This is a genomic window from Pelatocladus sp. (genome assembly GCF_059505505.1).
The window spans coordinates 34,860-55,411 of sequence record NZ_JCACKS010000101.1; the positions used below are offsets into that span (position 1 = coordinate 34,860).

A 20,552-nucleotide genomic window follows, 5' to 3' on the forward strand; every position below is an offset into this window, starting at 1 on the left:
CAAAGTTACAGGGTTATTTTCCAGAATCTACAGTCTAATTCAATATGAAAAAAGCTTCCCAATTACCAGAACGTCTAGAGTATTATTATCAGCAAATCAAGACAATAATCTTAGTACGGCAAAATCCAATTACTGGTCTATTACCTGCAAGTACAGCAATCACTGCTCATGGTGATTACACTGATGCTTGGGTACGTGATAATGTTTACAGTATTTTGGCAGTTTGGGGGTTAGCGCTAGCATACCGCAAAGTTGATGAAGACAAAGGACGTACCTATGAATTAGAACACAGCGTCGTCAAATTAATGCGGGGTTTGTTGTTTGCGATGATGCGACAGGCGCATAAAGTAGAAAGATATTGCAGTTGGTAAAGCTTACAGCGAAGCTTCATTGATGACTGTACCTCTGTCCCATAACGAAATTGTCGAGAAAATCAATCATTTTTGCCGCGAAGATATACGCGATCGCGTATTAACTCAAGAAATCCTTATTTATTTGAGTACTTTAATTAAATCAGAACCAGAGTTATTTAAAGGACTACTCACCCTGAGAGTTGGTTATTTGATTTTGTTAATTACCAGTGAATTGGCGCAAGAGTTGAAAGTTACTCAAGATGAAGCCTACGAAACCTTGATGCAACTTTCACCATTTGAAGTCAAAACCCGGTTAAGCCAGGTATTAGGCGAGTACTCAGACATGAGTAAGTTATTACGTCAGCAAGAGTCTTTGCACGTCAAACAAAAAGAAAGCGATATTGAGTGGGTGGTACAACCACTTATTTTTGAGGACATCGAAGTCCAACCAGGCGGTTGGCGACGGTTCCGTCAAGCTGAAGGCGCAACTGGACGCACACCTAAAGACTTTTATAAACAAGTTTGGCTGTTAATGCATCATTGTAAGGGTTTGGTGATTGGCGATAAATTAGAACGCCGCAACCGCTTAGAAAGTGAAGAGATGATTTCTGAAATGACAGCCGGGGAAAAGAACTTTGCCCTGCAAGTAGAACATTTGTTAAATAAAATAGAGGCTCCCGAATATCGTCAAGTCAATATCGAAACATTAATGGAATTAGCTGCGATCGCATTCAATAACCCTGATTTGCAAATCGAAGAATATATAGTTTTAGATGTGTTAATCGGTCATGCTGTGAGACTAGCGTGGTTGGATGGACATCCAGAAAGAGGCGATCGCTATGATGAAGACAAAGGTAGTGCGTGGCGCTCATTTTACAATACTTCTCCCAAAGAGTGCGCTAGTTATGTGGTGAAGGCGTTTAGGTTCTTGACGGAGTTTGGAGAAGTTAGCACAGTTTAGTATTTTTTCAATATACCGCGCTTGGGTTTAAACCCTTAGCTAATAGCACATATTAATCAAAAGTTAATTAAACATTTCCTGACACTTAACCCACAACTATCTTATCCTTTAAGTTAGCGATTTTAAACTGAAATAAACAGTTAGATGTGATTAAATAAGAGATTAATAATTATTTCTCTGTTTTTCTAAAGTTTACGCTGTTTAAAAAAATATTATTCCAAGAAACTTTGATATTTTTTTATTTATTCTTAAGTAACTTCAGAGAAAAATATGCTGAATCTTTTAAGTCAACTTACTGTTAGATATTCGATTTCATGTTGTCGGTCTGCCTAACAAATATTCTACTTATTATTTTTATATAAAGCATACATTGCACTTTTTTATAAAAATTACTCTTGCTCCAACCACACATCAGTATTTATTCTGGCCTACCACTAGCGATCCACTCTATCGGCTAGTGGGCGATCGCCAAAATGCTAATACTACTCCTTTTCTTCCTCAGACCACAGTTTAGTATGGGCGGATTTAACTATGACGAATGCTTCTTTAGTCAAATATTCTTCACTACCTGCTGATACCTATGCTGAAGGCCCACCATCGGGTCAAAATGATGGTAATGGCAAACTCATTTCCAGTAACGGGCGTACTGGGCCATTTCCTGGACAACCTGTACAAGGTTTTAGTGGAGTGCAGTTTGCTGACTCTGATAATTACTGGTTTTTATCAGATAACGGTTTTGGTGGTCAGACTAATAGTGCTGATTATTTACTGCGGATCTACAAGATCGATCCAGATTTCAAAACAGTAGACAATGGCAGTGGGAATGCACAGTGGACTGACTATATCCAATTATCCGATCCTAATAACCTAATTTCTTGGCAAATTGTCAACGAAAATTCAGCAGATCGCTTCTTGACAGGGGCTGACTTCGATCCTGAATCTATTGTTCTAGCTGAAGATGGCACAATTTGGATTGGTGAAGAATTCGGTCCCTATCTGTTGCATTTTGATAGTAATGGCGTGTTGATTGATGCGCCTGTTTCTACCCCCAATATTTACCCAATTAATACTCTCAATGGACAAGATCCAATTGTCATTGGTCATCGGGGTGGTGCGCCGGGAATTCGTCCAGAACATACTATTGGCGATTTAGGCGGAAATTTAGTTGCTTCTAATAATTTAGGCGCGGAATTTGGGGCTGATTTTCTCGAACCAGATTTGGTCGTCACCAAAGATGGAGTTTTGATCGTCCGTCACGAACCAGTGTTGGCAAGTGTGAAGACGGATACAAATGGCAAAATTGTTTACGATGATAACGGCAAGCCTGTTATCCTCGAAGCCACAACCAACGTTGCTAATTTTGAAAAATTTAGCGATCGCCTGACGACCAAAGTTTTAGATGGACAAAGCATCACAGGCTGGTTTGCAGAAGACTTCACACTGGCTGAAATTAAAGAACTGCGAGCAGTTGAACGTATTCCTAACATCCGTCCCGAAAGTGCTAAGTATGATGGCTACTTCCAAATCCCCACACTGGAAGAGTACATCAACTTCATCAAAGACTACGAAGCCGAAACCGGGATCAAACTGGGTATCTATCCCGAAACCAAACACCCCACCTACTTTGCTGAGGAAGGCAAGTTTTTAGATGGTACTCCCATCAATTACAATACCTCACAAATTTTAATTGATACCCTAGTTGCCAACAATTTCATCGATCCTGATCGGATTTTTATTCAGTCCTTTGAAGTCTCTAATCTCGTTGACCTAGAAAACGAGATTATGCCCTACGCTGGGGTTGATATTCCCTTGGTACAGTTAATAGATGGTAGTGGTTCTCCCTACGACTATATATATCAGGGAATTGATCAAACCTATGCCGATCTAATTACTCCCGATGGCTTGACAGAAATTGCTACCTATGCTGAAGGCATCGGCCCCAGCAAGCGACTGATTGTACCAGCTAAGACCGTTGATAAAAATGGTGATGGTCAACCAGACGATATTAACGGCGATGGACAAATTAGTGACGCCGATAGATATTTAGGAGAACCGACCACCCTAGTTTACGATGCTCACCAAGCAGGATTGTTAGTACATCCCTATACCTTCCGCAGTGATGCATATTTTCTGTCACCAGACTACAAAGGCAATCCACAACTAGAATATGAGCAGTTTATCCGGTTAGGGGTAGATGGCTACTTCAGTGATTTTGCCAATGATGGAGTGGTTGCAAGAGACAAAATTATCGCCGATTATGTTGCTTCTCCGCAGAATCCAGGAGTAGAAAACAACGAAGCGATCGCCAATTTATCAGGTTCACGTGGCTTTGAAGCCATGAGTTACAGCCCTGATCACAAGACACTCTACCCAATTCTAGAAGGATACGTCGCAGGCGATCCCACAGACGCTCTACGTGTTTATGAGTTTGATGTTGCGACTAAATCCTTTAGCAATGATTTGGTTGGTTACTATCAATTAAGCGATCCTAGCCATGCGATCGGCGATGCAACCCCCATCAACGACCACGAATTTCTGATCATTGAACGAGATAATTTATCGGGAGACGATGCGAAGTTTAAGAAAGTCTTCAAAGTCGATATTTCTCAAACCAACGCCCAAGGTTATCTCTACAAAGAAGAAATAGTTGATTTACTGAACATTGCTGATCCTAATGATCTCAATGGTGATGGTAGCAATGTCTTTACTTTCCCCTTCCAAACCATTGAAGATATTTTGGTTTTGGACAAAAATACCATCCTGCTGGCTAACGACAACAACTATCCATTTAACGCTACCCGCAATCCATCCCAACCAGACAACGACGAATTCATCGTACTCAAATTATCTACCCCACTTGATCTTGATCCGCGTTTAGGAACACCCAAATCAACCATCTACGGTACACCAGGAGATGATTATTTTGATGATTATCTCTACGATCCAAATTCCGATAATGCTGCTCTCTATCCAGATTTCTTCATTGGAGATAATCAAAAACTCTTTACCGGAGATGGTAATGACATCGTTGATGTCAGTATATTTGGTAGCAACAACCAAATTGACACTGGTAATGATGATGACATCGTATTGGCTGGTACAAAAAATATCATAAACACTGGTTCAGGTAACGACGAGTTATATCTTGGTGTTGGCGGAGGTCAAAACATTGTTACTGGCGGTGAAGGATCTGATGAGTTTTGGATTGTTACCGATGAGACACACTTACCAGCAAAGCCTAATACAATCACTGACTTCAACAGTACAGAAAAAGATGTGATTGGCTTTGCTAACGTCAGTTTTACCTATGAGTCTCTTGGTAGCGATTGGACAACCCGCCAAGAAGGTGATAACACCATCATCGGTGTCTATGGACAAGATGTAGCTGTGTTACTCGGAATTCAAGCTACTAGTCTGACTCAAGCAAACTTTGCTTTTGCTTAACAAGAGGGAAAGGGGGAACATATCAAATTAAACTGTTAACTGTTAACAGTTAACAGTTTAATTTGATAACTGATAACTGATTAATCCCCGATTCCCGTACTCTGTGAGAAGCCGCTTGCGCGTCTACGCGTAGCGTCTCCTCTGGAGAATCCCCAATCCCCGATCCCCTGATTATGAGCGTAATTCTACAAGTTCGTGAACAAAAAGTAACAGCAGAAGAAATTATTCCTTTGCTGGCAGATTACCAGTTATTGCCACAACTGTTGCGAGAAATGATCATAGATCAGGCGATCGCACCATTTGATTGCACACCAGAAGAAGAAGAAAAAGCTTACCAGGGTTTTTACTTACAGCAACGTTTAAAAACAGAAGCTGAACGTCAAGCTTGGTTACGCGATCGCAACATGACTCCAGAACAAGTCCGCAAGTTAGTTATACGGGCGTTACGAGTGGAAAAGTTTAAACAAGCCACTTGGAACGAACTAGATGCTTACTTTGCGATGCGTAAACCCCAACTTGATCGGGTAATTTATTCGGTGATTCGTACCAAAGATAGTGGTATTGCTCAAGAAATATACTTCCGTTTGCAAGCAGAGGAACAGTCTTTTGCCGAACTAGCCCCTAAATATTCAATGGGACCAGAAGCCCGCACTAAGGGTATCGTTGGCCCAGTAGAACTAGGTAAACTCCACCCCACCCTGGCTAAATTATTAACCGTCATTCAGCCAGGACAACTTATACCGCCCACACCTATAGATAATTGGTTTGTGATTCTCAGGTTAGAAAAGATACTTCCTGTTGAGTTAAATGACCTTACCCGTTGGCAATTACGCCATGAGTTATTTCTCAAATGGTTGGGACAACAAGTTGCAGAATTGAACCCGATGAATCACGTTCAAGAGGATACAAATTTATTCCCAATGTAATTGTCTCATAACCGATAATTCCGAGCAGGGTACAACAAAGCGGATAAGTCCTGGGAATTAATTCCGTTTTCTAAAATCCAAAATCCAAAATCCAAAATCGGATGACTCAAACTTCTGACACAATCCAAACTTTTTTATCAGGTATCCCACCCTTTAAACAATTATCTCCTGCCCAATTGCAGCAATTATCCAACAAATTGCAAGTGCGGCGTTACGGGATGGGACAAGCTATTCTACCACTGCAAGAATCACCGCCCTATATAGCAATTATTTATACTGGAAAGGCGCGGTTAATTGGTAATAACTCCCACAGTGATATACCTGTAACCTTGTACAAATTAAAACCGGGAGAAATTATCGGGTGGAAAAGCTTGTTACAGGGTATACCTTGTGAAAAAGTCATGGCTTGTGAAGAAGAAACCCTCTGTCTTGTGCTTGCAAGCGAGGAGTTCTTGACTCTGTTAGAAGAAGAACCAATCTTAAAAGCTTGGTTTGCAGTAGAAACGCGGTCATACTCTATACGAGAAGCCGCTCTTACGAGCGTCTACGCATCTGTACAAGAGTCAATAAATTCCCCAATCCCCAATCCCCGATCCCCATTACCCCTTATCCCCAGAGGGGGCCCCACCTTCCCCAATTCCCAATCCCCAATTCCCAATCCCCAATCCCCAATCCCCGATCCCCATTCCCAAAACAAAAAATATCCCCACAAACGCGACTCTTCGCGCAATGCTACTCTCGCTTGTTTACAGATGGTGAGTCAATATTTTGGGATGCCATTTCGCAAGGAAAATATTCGTAAAGCGATCGCCAACAATCACAAAGATGCAACAAAACCAGTTTCTCTACAATTATGTGGGGCAATTGCTGATTTTATGGGGTTGAAGGCGCAATTGGTGACAGTCCCAGCCAGTGCAATGAATCGTTTACCGACACCTGCGTTGATTCATTGGCAAGATAGCATGGCGGTGGTTTATGAAACGAGTGATCGCCAAATAGTTTTGGGTGTACCAGAACGGGGGATTGTGCGTCAAAAAATGACTGAGTTTCTGAAAAATTGGGGTGAACAAGCTCAAGTTTTACTACTGACAACCACTTCATCGACACCGCAGCAAAAGTTCGGCTTGAGTTGGTTTTTACCTTCACTGAACCGTCATCGCACAGTTTTATTGGAAGTTCTGATCGCTTCGTTTTTTGTGCAGTTGTTTGGACTTGCCAATCCGTTGATGATTCAAGTGATCATTGATAAGGTTTTGGTGCAGAACAGTATTGATACTTTGCAAGTGTTGGGTGTCTTTTTACTGTTGGCAGCGATCTTTGAAGCGGTTCTTGGTACTTTACGTACTTATTTATTTGCAGAAGCGACTAATAGAATTGACTTGGCTCTGGGTTCAGAAATTATTGATCACTTGCTGCGTTTACCTCTGCGTTACTTTGATCGTCATCCGGTGGGAGAATTAGCAACGAGGGTCAATGAATTAGAAAACATCCGCTCCTTTCTCACGGGTACAGCTTTGACTGTGGTGTTAGATTCTGTGTTTTCGGTAATCTACATCGTTGTGATGGTGATCTATAGCTGGGTGTTGACATTGGTATCTTTATCAACGATTCCTTTGTTTGCCATCCTCAGTTTAGTTGCAGCACCGATAGTGAGGCGACAATTGCGAGAAAAAGCCGAACGCAACGCCCAAACCCAATCTTATTTAGTAGAAGTGCTTTCTGGGATTCAGACAGTCAAAGCCCAAAATATCGAATTGCGTACCCGTTGGCAATGGCAAGAACACTACGCCCGTTATGTTTCATCTGGGTTTAAAACCATAGTAACTTCTACTGCTGCCAGTTCAGCGAGTAATTTTCTCAATCAACTTTCAGGGTTACTGGTGTTGTGGGTAGGGGCGTATTTAGTACTTAAAGGCGAACTTTCTTTAGGTCAGTTGATTGCTTTCCGGATTATTGCGGGGTATGTTACTAGTCCATTGTTACGATTATTGCAACTATGGCAGAACTTCCAACAAACAGCCCTGTCCCTAGAACGTCTGAGTGATATTGTTGATACGCCGCAGGAAGTCACACAAATTGACCAAGATAATATTCCCATGCCTGTGATTCAGGGTGCTGTTACTTACGAAAACGTTTCTTTCCGGTTTGCTGCTAGCGGTTCACTGCAATTAGACAATATCAATTTAGCGTTTCCGGCTCAAAGGGTGGTAGGAGTTGTCGGGATGAGTGGTTCTGGTAAAAGTACGTTGATGAAATTGCTACCACGTTTATATGAACTCAACGCTGGTCGGATTCTCATCGATGGTTACGACATTAGTAAAGTTGAATTGTATTCACTGCGATCGCAAATTGGCATTATTCCCCAAGATACTTTGTTATTTGACGGCACTGTTATCGAAAATATAGCCTTGACAAATCCTGAAGCTAGTAGCGAAGAAGTGATCACTGCTGCCAAAATTGCCGTTGCCCACGACTTTATCATGAACTTGCCCAACGGCTACAACACCAGAGTCGGTGAACGTGGTTCTGCACTATCGGGAGGACAAAGACAACGGATTGCGATCGCTCGCACAATTTTACAAAATCCCCAGTTGCTAATTTTGGACGAAGCAACCAGCGCCCTCGACTACGATACTGAACGCCAAGTATGTACTAATTTAATTCAAGCTTTCCGAGGGCGAACAATGTTCATCATCACCCATCGCCTCAGCACAATTCAACAAGCTGATGAAATTGTACTTATGCACCAAGGTAAAGTCGCTGAACGTGGTACTCACAACCAACTCATGCATCAACGCGGTCGCTACTATCATCTGTATCAGCAGCAGGATGGGCTGGGAACTGTAACTAAATTGTTAGACAGACATTGATATTTTTCCCGGAATGGGTAACTATAGCGATGTAGTCTATATTAACAACGATATGGATACATCAGAAGTGACTATCTCAATAGGAGATGCTGCTAAAGAGCTTGGTATCTCAACCAAAACATTAAGGAGGTGGACGGACTCAGGAAAAATACGTTTTGAGCGTTCACCTTCAGGACAAAGAAGATTTTTTCTAGCAGATATCAAACGCATAACACCGCGAGACTTGAAACAGTTAGATGACCGCGTAACTATTAATTACGCCAGAGTTTCAAGTCATGACCAAAAAGGAGATTTAGTGCGCCAAGTGCAGGTTTTAGAAGCTTTTAGCGCGGCTAACGGATGGCAATTTGAAACCATTCAAGATTTAGGAAGTGGCTTGAATTATCAAAAGAAAGGACTTCAAAAACTGCTCAAACGTATAATGCAAGGCGATGTTGCCAGACTGGTATTAACTCATAAAGACCGATTACTTAGATTCGGCGCAGAGCTTGTATTTGCCATGTGCGAAGAATTTGAAACGGAAGTGGTAATCATCAACAAAACCAACGAAGAAGTGACCTTTGAGCAAGAGTTGGTGCAAGACATGATTGAACTCATTACGATTTTCTCAGCACGTTTGTATGGTTCTAGAAGCAAGAAGAACAAGAAATTAATTGATGGCATGACAGCCGTTGTAAATGAGGTTAAATAATAGACATGACAACAATAACGATTGGATTTAGATTATTTGCAAATGATGAAGAAGAGGCAAAACAAGCAGGACTACCCAAACTAAAAAGCTTATGGGATAAAGTTTTAATTGTTTTAGAACCAGTAGAAAAAGACTGTTTGCTTATTCATCCAGATTTAGTTTTTGAGGTTTCTAGTTTTGAAGCTGATTTTGTTTCTTTCGATGAAACTGATGAAAAAGACGGAAAAATATTGTTTGATTTGACTTACTGGATGGAAGTATCAACAACGTCACCAGATGGTATTCCTGAGTGCGACTATCAATTTGATGCTTATGACCGATGGCGAAAAATGGGAGAACCAATGTATCAAGAAGTGTTCGAGCCTTTATTTGATTGCAATTGGACATCTCTCGAACCTTTTTGTTGTGCTACTGGAGAAACGATGGGAGATATTGTTTCAGTAGAGTTTCAAGCTATTAAGGCTGTTGATAGCTATCACGGTGGAGTTCATTTTTACAGCAATCATAGATGGCTTTGAGGTGAAACAAAATGGCTACGCTCACATATGTTAAAGGATTACCGACGACCGCAGAAGAATTAAATAGTTTAGGACTCACAGAATTTGAGATGTTCTTGGCTGCTTACAGTCCGATATTCCACAAAGCAGCGTGTGAGACAGCCAATTATCTTTTGTCTGGACAGTCATTTAATAAATCTAGCTGGAATACTTATCTACAAACGACTTACGGCATTTCAAAACGTCATGCCAATGGCGTGATAAGTCATGCTCAAGGTGCTGTTGATGCATCTAAAGAACATCGTAAACGTCACATTAAGACACTAGAAGGAAAGCTGAAGTCCATCAATTCTTGGATTAGCAAGTTAGAAAAGAAACTGGCTGATTCTGTTAAGTTTTATGCGAAAAAGAACTGGCAGAATTCCAAGACTGGATGCAGGTTTCCATTGTCTTGTTCGCTTCAATTTCGTGACACCAACTGGAGAAATTTACGTTTTCAAATCCACAATAAAAAACGTAGAGCATACCAATTCACTAAACAAATAGAGCATTTAAAAATCACACCAATCCAAACAGCTATTCCAAAAAATCAAGCATTTGTAGTTGGTTCTAAAGATGAAAGTTTTGGGAATCAAGTTTGTCAGTGGGATGGAGACATGATCAAATTTCGCGTACCTGCTTGTTTGGAATCAAAGTTTGGCAAGTACGTTCAGACCAAGCTAGGCAACTTTGAACGCAACATTAACAGGTTGCCTGCTGATGGTTCTAAAACATGGCATTTCTACCGTAAGGACGGCAAGTGCAATGCAGCAGTCCAGTTCACTCCAGCGCCAGTAAAACGTGTTTCCAGACATTCTGCTTATGGTTGTATCGGAATTGATATGAATCCAGGTTCCATTGGCTGGGCATATGTTGACCGCGATGGCAACCTCAAGGCTCATGGTCAAATTCCTCTACAGATGGGACTGCCGTCTGGTCAACAGGATGCTCAGATTGTTGATGCTTGTTTACAGTTAGCCACACTAGCAGATACTTTTTCTTGTCCAGTTGTTTGCGAAGAATTAGATTTTTCAGGCAAGAAAGAACAACTTTCGGAACGTGGTAGAAAGTATGCTCGAATGCTTTCAGGTTGGGCATATAGCCGTTTTTATGAGTTGTTAGAAAGTATTTTGAGTAACCGAGGGATTTATCTTATGAAGGTAAATCCTGCTTACACCAGCGTCATTGGTTTGGTGAAATATGCACGACAATACGGTTTAGCCAGTGATGAAGCTGCGGCTATGGCAATCGCTAGACGTGGTATGCGGCTGACTGAAAATGTTCCAGGCTCCATAACCGCCTATCTATTTGTGAAAGATGGAAAGCACGTATGGAGCCTGTGGAATCAACTAAATAACCTGATAAAGAAATCTAGCATTAAGCGTCACAACTTCTATGCTATCTCTAACTGGGAGTCTTTGGTCAAGCGATGGTCGGAGCAATCCACCCAAAGCAAGCGAAAGTGTTAAAGATGATTTCTTGGAAGATAAACCGCTAACTTCCCCTTGTACAACTTTGTCTACTTGTAGGTAACTTTGTCCAAGTTTTTAGAAGCGGTTAGTTGTTGGTTAAGCAAATGGCTTGGGGGTGTAGTTTGAAACCCGAAAGTTCTCATTTAAAACCTGAACGTTCTCGTTTAAAACCTGAAAGTTCTCATTTGAAACCTGAAAGTTCTTGTTTGAAACCCGAAAGTTCTTGTTTGAAACCTGAAAATTCTCGTTTAAAACCTGAAAGTTCTCATTTGAAACCCGAAAGTTCTCGTTTGAAACCCGAAAGTTCTCGTTTGAAACCTGAAAATTCTCGTTTGAAACCTGAAAGTTCTCGTTTGAAACCCGAAATCTCTCCCTACCTGATATCTTGCACCAACCCCATATCCCGCCTCAGAATTAATTCTGAGGCTAATAGCATAAGTCCGTTAAAACGGACTCAAAGATTTTCCTGGTCAGATTTATCTGACTTTATACCATTTCACGTTAATCACGATACACATAAATTTTGTAGAGACGCGATATATCGCGTCTCTACAGGGTCTGTATTTATATCAGATTTTTTGTGAAATGGTATTAGCTATTAGCCAAGAAATTTATTTATTGGCGGGATATGGGGTTGATGCAAGATATGAATTTTGAATTTTGAATTGGTATTACAACTTCTATGAATAACTCCAACGGTTCTCATCCTTACTCTAACGGTCATGGAAACAACAGTAAAACTGCTGTTTCGATTCAGGACGATACATCTTTGGTGACTCCTGCGATTGATGTACCGCCAACACTCAAACGCTTTGATCAGCCTGTGGTGTTACGACAGTCGTCGGTTTTACCGAGGGCGGTTGCTTGGACTTTAATAACTATGACTACTGCTGGGGTAATCTGGGCTTGTGTGGCACAGTTTGAAGAGGCGATTCCTGCTCAAGGTAAACTCGAACCAGAAGGAGCTGTCACGGAAGTGCAAGCACCAATTACGGGCGTCGCGAAAAAAATTTTAGTCAAAGATGGGCAACAAATCAAACAAGGTGATTTATTGCTGACTCTCGATCCAACTGTTGATAATGCTGAACAAACGTCACTGCGAAAAATTCGCGCTGCTTTGATCGCAGAAAATCAGTTTTACCAAATACAAATGGCTGGTAAAACTCCTGCGAATTCAAAACTTTTGGCGTCCCTACCTGCTCAACAGGCTTTTTTAACAAAACACCGTGCAGAATTGGTTAGTGAAAATCAACTTTATCGTCTGCAATTACAAGGTGCTACGACTGGTGCGGGGTTAAGTGCAGAACAACAGACACGATTGCAGTCTGCGGAAGCGGAGGTGCGATCGCGCGTTAGTGCTGCTAAGTTAGAAGTTGATCAGTTGCAAAAGCAGTTAAAACAAACTCAAGTCGAACTCGCTAGTGCTAAAGATTTACTAGTTATAGAAAAAACGATTCTCACAGACTTGACAGTGTTGGCAAATCAGGGAGGAGTTGCTAGAAATCAGTACTACAAGCAGCAACAGCAATTCCGCAGTCGCCAAGCAGATGTGGATCGACTTTTAGAAGAACAAAAAAGACTACAGTATGCAATTACACAAGCTGACGAAAAAGTCAAGAATGCGATCGCTCTGAGTCAGACAGAAATTCTAACTAAAATTGCTGAGAATCAAAAGCGGATTGCAGAAATAGACAGTCAACTAACAAAAGCAATTGTTGACAACGAACAGCAAATTGCCCAAATCGATAGTCAAATTAGCAAAACTCAGCAAAACCTACGTTACCAAGAACTCAAAGCCCCTATTTCGGGTACTATATTCGATTTACAAGCTCATAATCCTGGTTATGTGACTAACTCTTCAGCGCCAATTCTCAAAATAGTTCCCAATCAATCCCTTGTCGCCAAAGTCTTCATTACCAACCGCGACATTGGTTTTGTCAAAGAAGGAATGAAAGTTGATGTCAGAATTGATTCATTCCCTTACAGTGAATTTGGGGATATCAAAGGTAAATTAGTTTGGGTTGGTTCCGACGCCCTACCCCCAGACAATATTTATCCCTTCTACAGATTTCCTGCCAAAGTCGTTCTTGAACACCAGTATTTAATGATTAGCGATCGCCAAGTCAATCTCCAATCAGGGATGTCAGTCAGTACCAATATCAAACTTCGCAAACGCAATGTTGCTAGTATTTTTACTGACTTGTTTAGCAAGAATATAGAAAGTTTGAAGTTTGTGAGGTAAAAGAGAATAGGGAGCAGGGAACGGACAACTAAAAGCCGCTTTATTTAATCAATTTGCACCCAAAGAGAAAAGCAAGCGACGAAAAACTAAAATAATTAATTTAGAAAAGTGGACTTTGCTAGCAAAATGTTTGATCGTAGTCGTCGTAATCTTGCTCACTGGTTTGCTCTATCGATGGGCGGAATTCTGTTTGCGTTTGCAGGAGTGGGCTACTGTCTGAATGTAGAGGAGCAGTTGCGATTTTTTGATGAGGAACTGTTTAGCCAAAGTAAAACTTTTGCTAGTAAAACTCAGTACACGCTTGGTCAAAATCAACGCGATCGCACTCCTCTAGAGAAAGATGTGTCATTAAATGGTGGATTGCTGTACGCCCGATGGTACAACGCTGACAAACAACTGGTGCAGTCTATTGGTTCATTGGGTATAAAACAGTTAACCGCACAACCGGGATTTCAAACTTTGCAACTGTCAGGAGACACAGAATACACTCAAACTACTTGGGTTCGCCAAGTCACTATTCCAGTTGTGCAAAATAAGGAGTTGATCGGTTATTTTCAAGCAGCAGCTCGCTTGGACTCACTACGCAATAGCTTAAATCAAGCTCGCTTGTTTTTAGCTTTAGGTGTTCCCTTTACTTTTGTTGTGATTGGGATTACAGGTTGGTTTTTAGGAGGATTAGCAATGCGACCAACCCGCCAAGCATATCAGCAATTACAGCGATTTACGGCGGATGCTTCCCATGAACTACGCACACCTGTAGCAACAATGTTGAGTAATGCTCAAGTTGCTTTAATACCACCTGAAGATCCTTGGGAGCAACGACTACGATTGCAAAAGATTGCAGAAACAGCCAAGTCTATGAGTGTACTGATCAATAATCTGCTGTTTCTTTCACGCCATGACGGCTCATTAGCGGAAACTACATTCAAACCAATTGATTTGAGTGAACTGTTGCGATCGCTTGCTACGGAGTTCACCACTCAAGCTACTGCTCAAAATTTAAATTTCAGCACCCAATTACCAGAGCAGTCTGTAATTTCACACGCCGATCCTAATTTGCTCAAACAAGCGATCATCAATCTTCTTAGTAACGCTTTCAAATACACTCCAGCAGGAGGTGAGGTACAATTGTGCCTTTTCACCCAGTCCCACCGCGCGGTGATTCAGTTGAAAGACAATGGTATAGGGATTCCCGCTAGCGATTTACCTTATATTTTTGATCGTTTTTATCGCGTAGACACCGTTCGCTCTCGCCAAACTGGTGGTTTTGGATTGGGACTGGCGATCGCTCAACAAATTGTGCAAGCTCACCAAGGAAAAATATCTGTCAAGAGTATAATTGCTCAAGGTTCAACTTTTCAAATTGAACTTCCGCTAAAAGTTTGAACAGTTAACAGATAAAAAGTAAAAAGTAAAAAGTAAAAAGATAATCCCCATAAATAAATTTAGGGGCTTGTAACCATTTTTTCTTGTTCTTTCTTTTGCCTTTTAACTTTTTACTTTTGCCTTGTTCGGTCAAGTAGAAAATACTTTTTCCACTTGACCAACAACACTCAATTAACTAAAACGAAAAGATTGTTTATTTTTGAGAGTAATTATGAACTGCTTTAGCTTTTTGGTTGAGCAACTACGGCTTTAACATTCACAGCTTTGACACCTTTAATTTCCTTTGCTAAAGGTTCAATCTTAGCTAGCTCTTGTTGATTGGTTACGGTTCCTGAAACGGTAATAACGCCATCATCAGAAGCTTGAACTGCTAAACTACCTCTGGGGATATTTGCTTCTAACTTAGAGCGAACTTCACTTTCAAGGTCGCCTTCTGCTCTTTGTGTATCACCACCAGTAATATTATTTCGCTGCTCACGAGCACGAATATCTTCATTTAGTTGTCTTCTGCGGAGTTCACTTTGGGCGTCTTCTTTAGCTTCTTGAGTTTCTTCAGTGTTCGGTGTTTGTACTTGAGAAGGACTAGGATTATTGGGTGCTGTCTGACTTGTTTTGGAAACATTTTCACAACCAACACTCAATACTAAAAGACTACTAATTAATAAGAAAGTTACCTTTTTCATTTGTTTAACTCTTAACATTAATACAAGATAGGGAAATTAGAAAAATTGAGTGATTGAGAGCTAAAAATTAGATTTGCTCCCTTTCCAAACCTCCCTCCCTTTTGGAGAGAGATTTAGAAGTTTGATTTTTAGGTTTCTTCTCCTTTGTTAAAAGCGAAGGAGAAGAGTAGCAAATTCAGGTTCAGCTTAAATTTCGCGATGGTCAACAATAACGACCTTCGGCTCTTCAACTCCTAATTCTGGTGAATAGCTGGTTTGACTGGTATCTGTAACTGATGCAGCGTGATGTGTACGATTTATATCAGTAGCATCAAAGATGTCAAAGTCTGTAATTCCTCGGCGCTTGAGAATGGCTTCTGCACGATGGATTTGCTCATCAGTACCATCTACGATCACTAAATAATCACCTCTGTTGAAGCGATCGCTATATAAACGCGCTCGATTTTCGGGAATTCCCAACCCAACTAGTCCACCAGTTAAACCGCCAGCAGCAGCACCAATCGCACCCCCTGCAACTGTTGTTGCTAAAGCTGTTGCTATAGCACCACCTGCGATCACAGGGCCGACTCCGGGAATAGCTAAGGCTCCTAAACCAACTAATAACCCTCCCAGACCACCTAACACTCCGCCTGTAGCTGCTCCAGCTTTTGCACCTTCATCGGCCTTGGTTTGTGCTGCTACATTATTCTGATTTACACCTACACCTGTGTTGACATTAGGAAGGCGATCGCCACTATCTTTAGCAATCAGAGATACTTGGTTCATTGGAAATCCAGAGTCTCTCAGTTCCATGAGCGCTGCTTCTGCATCTCGATGATGGGAAAATGCTCCAATCGCTCTTCTATTTTTGTGCAGAGGTGTTGTACTGTAACCAGAAACTGGTGCATTCACTGCATTCCGCGCAGGGGTAGCAGTGTAATCTACTGTGGGGTCAAAAATTTCCCAATCTCGGATTCCATGACGATTGAGAATTGCAGCAGCACGCTGGATTTCCGCATCTGTACCGCTAACAACAACTACATAATCACCGTGATTGATGCGCTCATGATAGAAATGACTACGATGATCTGGAAGTCTCAATCTCAGGTTGTGAATCGCCTCATCAAAGCGATCGCGTAAAGTTACTCCAGCAAAGCGATCGCGTCGTGACCAATTTCTATTAACCAAGGAAATTTGACCCAAGGGGAAACCCACAGATCGCAAATCGCCAATTGCAGCTTCCGCATCTTCCAGACGAGAGAAATAACCAATGGCGTGTTTGTGATTTACACCCAAATTTCGTCCAGAGGTAGCAGTGTAATCTACTGTGGGGTCAAAAATTTCCCAATCTCGGATTCCATGACGATTGAGAATTGCAGCAGCACGCTGGATTTCCGCATCTGTACCGCTAACAACAACTACATAATCACCGTGATTGATGCGCTCATGATAGAAATGACTACGATGATCTGGAAGTCTCAATCTCAGGTTGTGAATCGCCTCATCAAAGCGATCGCGTAAAGTTACTCCAGCAAAGCGATCGCGTCGTGACCAATTTCTATTAACCAAGGAAATTTGACCCAAGGGGAAACCCACAGATCGCAAATCGCCAATTGCAGCTTCCGCATCTTCCAGACGAGAGAAATAACCAATGGCGTGTTTGTGATTTACACCCAAATCTCGTCCAGAGGTAGCAGTGTAATTTCCTGTACCAACAGGTATATCATAGACTTCAAATTCTTCTATTCCTCGGCGTCTGAGAATTGCTTCTGCTCTGGCAATTTCCTCTTCTGTGCCATCTATAATGACTAAGTAATGTCCTCTGTCTACTCGTTCATTATATACTCTGGCACGTTCTTCGGGAATTCCTAAACCAATCAAAGCACCAAGCAAACCACCAGCTACTGCACCAATACCAGCCCCTGCTATAGTTGTAGCCAAAGTAGTTGCAGCTGCACCAGCCAGCATGATTGGGCCAATTCCCGGAATAGCCAAAGTACCCAGACCAACTAATAAACCAGTCAATCCACCTAAAACACCACCAGAAACAGCCCCGGTTGCTGCTCCTTCATCAGCTTTATTACCAACGTTCTCTGTGACTTCAGCGCCAGCAATTTGATCATTGCGATCAATATCGCGTGCTACGACAGAGACTCTGTCCATGGGAAAACCAGCATCTCTCAATTCATGTAGGGCTTCTTCTGCATCACGACGATGAGAAAAAACTCCTACAGCACGTCTGTGTATACCTACAACCATATTTCTTACCACCAAAAATTTATTTATTTTTAAAAGTGAATTCGAGGCATGTAACTTAGTTCTATTAAGCTTTATTTGTGATCAATTATTCATCAATCCCTTGGATGAATTTGTATGTATACCATTGGGATAAATTACGTCTACATCCAAAGAAATAGGTATATTTGATTTGGTTTTCAGAATTCAAAAAATCAACAAAAATATACACAAAATATTTATATAGCAGTCATAAATAATTTATGAAAAACAAGATCCCCGACAACTGTTGCGAAGTCGGGTATCTCTTTAACGACACATATCACAATTCAATGATGAAACTATCTCGCAAATGGAAATCAGCCTCTTTTTCTTGATGAATCAACGCCCAGTAACTAACTTCGCCGTCTTTAGATTTAATAACAGTAGTAATTGCTATTTGAAGTATTTCTTCTAATAAGATGATTTTACTTAAATCCATTTCCAAAACAACCACCAAACTATCAGATTGATGCTGGACGTTAAACGGTAAAATTGAAAAGGCTGTTTCCTCTTGCATTCCTTGACGATACCCGTCAAAACGATAAATATTCCAATCTCCAGTTGGAGAAAGATTGAATTCCCAGTATTTATCTGAGTTTTTAACGCTCAAGAAGAACTCAAAGCAAGTATCTTCCCAAAGTTCATGCTTGCGTTTTGGCGTATTTGATGGTGAGGCGATCGCAACTTTTTCTAAATCGCCGGAAAGTACATAGCACAGATTTAGCTGATTAGCATGTCGAGTAATATTACCTGTTATTTTGAAATTAGGCAGCAACTTGCCATCAACAAAAGGTTGCAGCGAAAATTTTTGGTTATTCATTTCATATCTTGAATAATTTTGCGAATGTTTGCTTCCTGAGATTCGATGCTTTCGGTCAGCTTAAACTGGACAAGCGCCCTTGCTAAGTTGTGTTCTGGGTGCTTGACTTTGAAATACACATTCCCGGCTAAATAGTCAGCAAAAAACCGCAGTCCTAATTCAAAGGTGATGAGACGGATCGCGTCGTAGATATAGGTATAGTCATTTTCAGTCAGAAATTCTTTAGCGACACAGAGATATCCTTGGAGAATTCCCTGACACAATTCTGTATCAAAATAAACTTTTTGCCAGTCTTCTGTTTCTTCTCCAGCAGGATTACAACCGGAGCGCAAACAATCACCAATGTCGTAATGAACCAGTCCCGGCTTAACGGTGTCGAGGTCGATGACGCTGACTGCTTGTTTAGTACTAGTATCAAACATAACATTATTAATTTTGGGATCGCCATGCATCAGACGCAGGGGTAATTTACCTGTAGCTTTAGCATTTTCTAGAACATGGGCAAAAGTTTGGCGATCGCTCACAAACTTTAAGCAATAATTGACTTCTGGAGATTGACACGGGCTAGTTTTTGCTAAAACTTCGTTGTAGTGTTGCAGGTAAAGCGGCGTAATATGAAAACCTTCGAGGGTGTCAGCGAGTCTTTGTGGCGGTAAATCACTGATCAGATTATGGAACATCCCCAAAGCGTAACCAATTTCTTTGGCTTGTTCAATATTTTGCATCGTATCAAAAGACTGGGAACCTGCGATAAAGCTAATCGCCCGCCAGAATGAGCCATTAATATCTCTGCAATAATCTTGATTATCCTTTGTGAATAATACACGCGGCACTTCCCAACGACGATTAAGGGGATGAAGTTGTAGCCGATTGCGAACATGCTCAGTGAAAGTACACATATTTTGCATGATCAATTGCGGCTGACGAAATACCTGTGTATTAATGCGTTGCAGGACAAAATATTTTTCATCTGGAGAATCTAGCGTAACCAAAAAAGTATCATTTATATTACCACTGCCAAATGTTTTAACAGTTCTAACCTTTCCCTGAAGAGTGAATTGGTTAGCGATATTAATAAGATTGTCTATGTCCTGTGTTTTGAGATAATCGGTCATCTTCCTGCACTACTCCCCACATAATTGCACAAAGGCAATAGGGGATATATTAGCGCAAGTTTCACACCAGGTTTATATAAATGTGTTGCAAGTTCAATGATGGCTAATAAAGTCTTTAATTCTTGAAGTTTTTAACAAAACAAGCAGAGCAACGCCAGATAGTGTGATTGATAACTGTAAAAGAAGACTTATCAAATATGACAATGACCAATAGGAGACTCATAATGGATGATGCCAAAAGAGAACGTTTAGAAGCGAAAGGTTGGAAAGTAAGTACTGTTACAGAATTTTTAGAATTATCTCCAGAAGAAACTGCCTTAATCGATATAAAACTGGCACTGAGTCAGAGTTTGAAAGAACGTCGGCAAAAATTAATGACGCAGGCTGAGTGGGAGCATCCCAATTTTTTCAAAATACCGTAAAGCAAAGGGTTTAAACCCTTTGCTAATAGCGCAAGTCGTCTGAAGACGACTTCATAAAATCAAACAGTCTGCTGAAGCAGACTTGAACTATGAGACTGCGATTTCAATCGCAGGCGTTTTTTGAACATTTGGGATGCTCCCGGCTGAGTTAGCAGCAAAACTCCAGTCTAGTCAACCGCGTATTGCCAAAGCTGAAAATGGTGATGCTTCTGTATCGATTGAACTATTAGTAAAAGCAATGTTAGCAACAGGTGCTACACCAAAAGATATTGCACAGGCGATCGCTAATGTAGATTATTAATTTAGTGACTAGCTAAAGCTTTAACTAGAGCGATCGCACAAAATAGAATCCATATTATCTAAGTTTATTAGTTT

Annotated in this window: 15 protein-coding genes and 2 pseudogenes; 13 read left to right on the top strand and 4 right to left on the bottom strand. The window is 41.1% G+C overall.

Going from position 1 to position 20,552, the window contains the following annotated elements:
- Window positions 1–44: 44 nt before the first annotated feature.
- From AC5JMK_RS09170 to AC5JMK_RS09220, 11 genes and pseudogenes are all read left to right on the top strand, one after another.
- The gene (locus tag AC5JMK_RS09170; protein ID WP_495909927.1) at window positions 45–371 is read left to right on the top strand and encodes a glycoside hydrolase family 15 protein; all 327 of its coding nucleotides are present in this window, start codon (window positions 45–47) and stop codon (window positions 369–371) included.
- Window positions 352–1,314 (top strand): annotated as a pseudogene (locus AC5JMK_RS09175) (glycoside hydrolase family 15 protein); the annotation flags it as partial. The gene AC5JMK_RS09170 and the pseudogene AC5JMK_RS09175, both read left to right, overlap by 20 nt.
- Window positions 1,315–1,732: 418 nt before the next feature.
- Window positions 1,733–4,758: pseudogene (locus tag AC5JMK_RS09180) on the top strand (esterase-like activity of phytase family protein); the annotation flags it as partial.
- A gap of 173 nt (window positions 4,759–4,931) precedes the next feature.
- Window positions 4,932–5,684 carry a peptidylprolyl isomerase gene (locus tag AC5JMK_RS09185; protein WP_495909928.1) on the top strand — a complete coding sequence of 251 codons (753 nt, stop codon included), beginning with the start codon at window positions 4,932–4,934 and terminating at the stop codon, window positions 5,682–5,684.
- A 101-nt stretch (window positions 5,685–5,785) separates the two neighbouring features.
- The gene (locus AC5JMK_RS09190; protein WP_495909929.1) at window positions 5,786–8,554 is read left to right on the top strand and encodes a peptidase domain-containing ABC transporter; all 2,769 of its coding nucleotides are present in this window, start codon (window positions 5,786–5,788) and stop codon (window positions 8,552–8,554) included.
- A gap of 52 nt (window positions 8,555–8,606) precedes the next feature.
- The gene (locus AC5JMK_RS09195; RefSeq protein ID WP_495909930.1) at window positions 8,607–9,245 is read left to right on the top strand and encodes an IS607 family transposase; all 639 of its coding nucleotides are present in this window, start codon (window positions 8,607–8,609) and stop codon (window positions 9,243–9,245) included.
- Window positions 9,246–9,250: 5 nt separating this feature from the next.
- On the top strand, window positions 9,251–9,763 hold the full coding sequence (locus tag AC5JMK_RS09200; protein WP_495909931.1) for a hypothetical protein: 513 nt from the start codon (window positions 9,251–9,253) through the stop codon (window positions 9,761–9,763).
- An 11-nt stretch (window positions 9,764–9,774) separates the two neighbouring features.
- Window positions 9,775–11,250: a hypothetical protein gene (locus AC5JMK_RS09205; RefSeq protein WP_495909932.1), complete on the top strand. Its 1,476-nt coding sequence runs from the start codon at window positions 9,775–9,777 to the stop codon at window positions 11,248–11,250.
- A 107-nt stretch (window positions 11,251–11,357) separates the two neighbouring features.
- Entirely contained in the window at window positions 11,358–11,837 is a 480-nt protein-coding gene (locus tag AC5JMK_RS09210; protein WP_495909933.1) for a hypothetical protein, read from the top strand.
- Window positions 11,838–11,935: 98 nt separating this feature from the next.
- Window positions 11,936–13,495, top strand: a complete 1,560-nt coding sequence (locus AC5JMK_RS09215; protein WP_495909934.1) for a beta-barrel domain-containing protein — start codon at window positions 11,936–11,938, stop codon at window positions 13,493–13,495.
- A gap of 126 nt (window positions 13,496–13,621) precedes the next feature.
- Window positions 13,622–14,881, top strand: coding sequence for a sensor histidine kinase (locus AC5JMK_RS09220; RefSeq protein ID WP_096674661.1), 1,260 nt, complete (start codon window positions 13,622–13,624; stop codon window positions 14,879–14,881).
- A 221-nt stretch (window positions 14,882–15,102) separates the two neighbouring features.
- Here AC5JMK_RS09220 and AC5JMK_RS09225 read toward each other — a convergent pair whose 3' ends face one another.
- The 4 genes from AC5JMK_RS09225 to AC5JMK_RS09240 all read right to left on the bottom strand — a co-directional run bounded on the left by AC5JMK_RS09225 (window position 15,103) and on the right by AC5JMK_RS09240 (window position 19,755).
- The gene (locus AC5JMK_RS09225; RefSeq protein ID WP_495909935.1) at window positions 15,103–15,564 is read right to left on the bottom strand and encodes a BON domain-containing protein; all 462 of its coding nucleotides are present in this window, start codon (window positions 15,562–15,564) and stop codon (window positions 15,103–15,105) included.
- A gap of 186 nt (window positions 15,565–15,750) precedes the next feature.
- Window positions 15,751–17,802, bottom strand: a complete 2,052-nt coding sequence (locus tag AC5JMK_RS09230) for a general stress protein (protein ID WP_495909936.1) — start codon at window positions 17,800–17,802, stop codon at window positions 15,751–15,753.
- 298 nt (window positions 17,803–18,100) lie between these two features.
- Window positions 18,101–18,640 (bottom strand): DOMON-like domain-containing protein, encoded by a 540-nt coding sequence (locus AC5JMK_RS09235; protein WP_096674643.1) that lies wholly within the window; start codon window positions 18,638–18,640, stop codon window positions 18,101–18,103.
- Complete coding sequence (locus AC5JMK_RS09240; RefSeq protein ID WP_096674641.1) at window positions 18,637–19,755, bottom strand: phosphotransferase enzyme family protein; 1,119 nt, start codon at window positions 19,753–19,755, stop codon at window positions 18,637–18,639. The genes AC5JMK_RS09235 and AC5JMK_RS09240 overlap by 4 nt, the downstream gene beginning before the upstream one ends.
- Before the next feature lie 224 nt (window positions 19,756–19,979).
- Between AC5JMK_RS09240 and AC5JMK_RS09245 the strand changes: the two genes are divergently transcribed.
- The gene (locus tag AC5JMK_RS09245; protein WP_495909937.1) at window positions 19,980–20,177 is read left to right on the top strand and encodes a hypothetical protein; all 198 of its coding nucleotides are present in this window, start codon (window positions 19,980–19,982) and stop codon (window positions 20,175–20,177) included.
- A 133-nt stretch (window positions 20,178–20,310) separates the two neighbouring features.
- Window positions 20,311–20,478, top strand: a complete 168-nt coding sequence (locus AC5JMK_RS09250) for a helix-turn-helix domain-containing protein (RefSeq protein WP_495909938.1) — start codon at window positions 20,311–20,313, stop codon at window positions 20,476–20,478.
- Window positions 20,479–20,552 lie beyond the last annotated feature (74 nt).

Coding starts and splice junctions, on each gene's coding strand:
- AC5JMK_RS09240 (WP_096674641.1), bottom strand. CDS start 19,755: ATGACCGATTATCTCAAAACACAGGACATAGACAATCTTATTAATATC.
- AC5JMK_RS09200 (WP_495909931.1), top strand. CDS start 9,251: ATGACAACAATAACGATTGGATTTAGATTATTTGCAAATGATGAAGAA.
- AC5JMK_RS09230 (WP_495909936.1), bottom strand. CDS start 17,802: ATGGTTGTAGGTATACACAGACGTGCTGTAGGAGTTTTTTCTCATCGT.
- AC5JMK_RS09215 (WP_495909934.1), top strand. CDS start 11,936: ATGAATAACTCCAACGGTTCTCATCCTTACTCTAACGGTCATGGAAAC.
- AC5JMK_RS09190 (WP_495909929.1), top strand. CDS start 5,786: ATGACTCAAACTTCTGACACAATCCAAACTTTTTTATCAGGTATCCCA.
- AC5JMK_RS09210 (WP_495909933.1), top strand. CDS start 11,358: ATGGCTTGGGGGTGTAGTTTGAAACCCGAAAGTTCTCATTTAAAACCT.
- AC5JMK_RS09225 (WP_495909935.1), bottom strand. CDS start 15,564: ATGAAAAAGGTAACTTTCTTATTAATTAGTAGTCTTTTAGTATTGAGT.
- AC5JMK_RS09235 (WP_096674643.1), bottom strand. CDS start 18,640: ATGAATAACCAAAAATTTTCGCTGCAACCTTTTGTTGATGGCAAGTTG.
- AC5JMK_RS09250 (WP_495909938.1), top strand. CDS start 20,311: ATGCTCCCGGCTGAGTTAGCAGCAAAACTCCAGTCTAGTCAACCGCGT.
- AC5JMK_RS09205 (WP_495909932.1), top strand. CDS start 9,775: ATGGCTACGCTCACATATGTTAAAGGATTACCGACGACCGCAGAAGAA.
- AC5JMK_RS09185 (WP_495909928.1), top strand. CDS start 4,932: ATGAGCGTAATTCTACAAGTTCGTGAACAAAAAGTAACAGCAGAAGAA.
- AC5JMK_RS09195 (WP_495909930.1), top strand. CDS start 8,607: ATGGATACATCAGAAGTGACTATCTCAATAGGAGATGCTGCTAAAGAG.
- AC5JMK_RS09245 (WP_495909937.1), top strand. CDS start 19,980: ATGGATGATGCCAAAAGAGAACGTTTAGAAGCGAAAGGTTGGAAAGTA.
- AC5JMK_RS09170 (WP_495909927.1), top strand. CDS start 45: ATGAAAAAAGCTTCCCAATTACCAGAACGTCTAGAGTATTATTATCAG.
- AC5JMK_RS09220 (WP_096674661.1), top strand. CDS start 13,622: ATGTTTGATCGTAGTCGTCGTAATCTTGCTCACTGGTTTGCTCTATCG.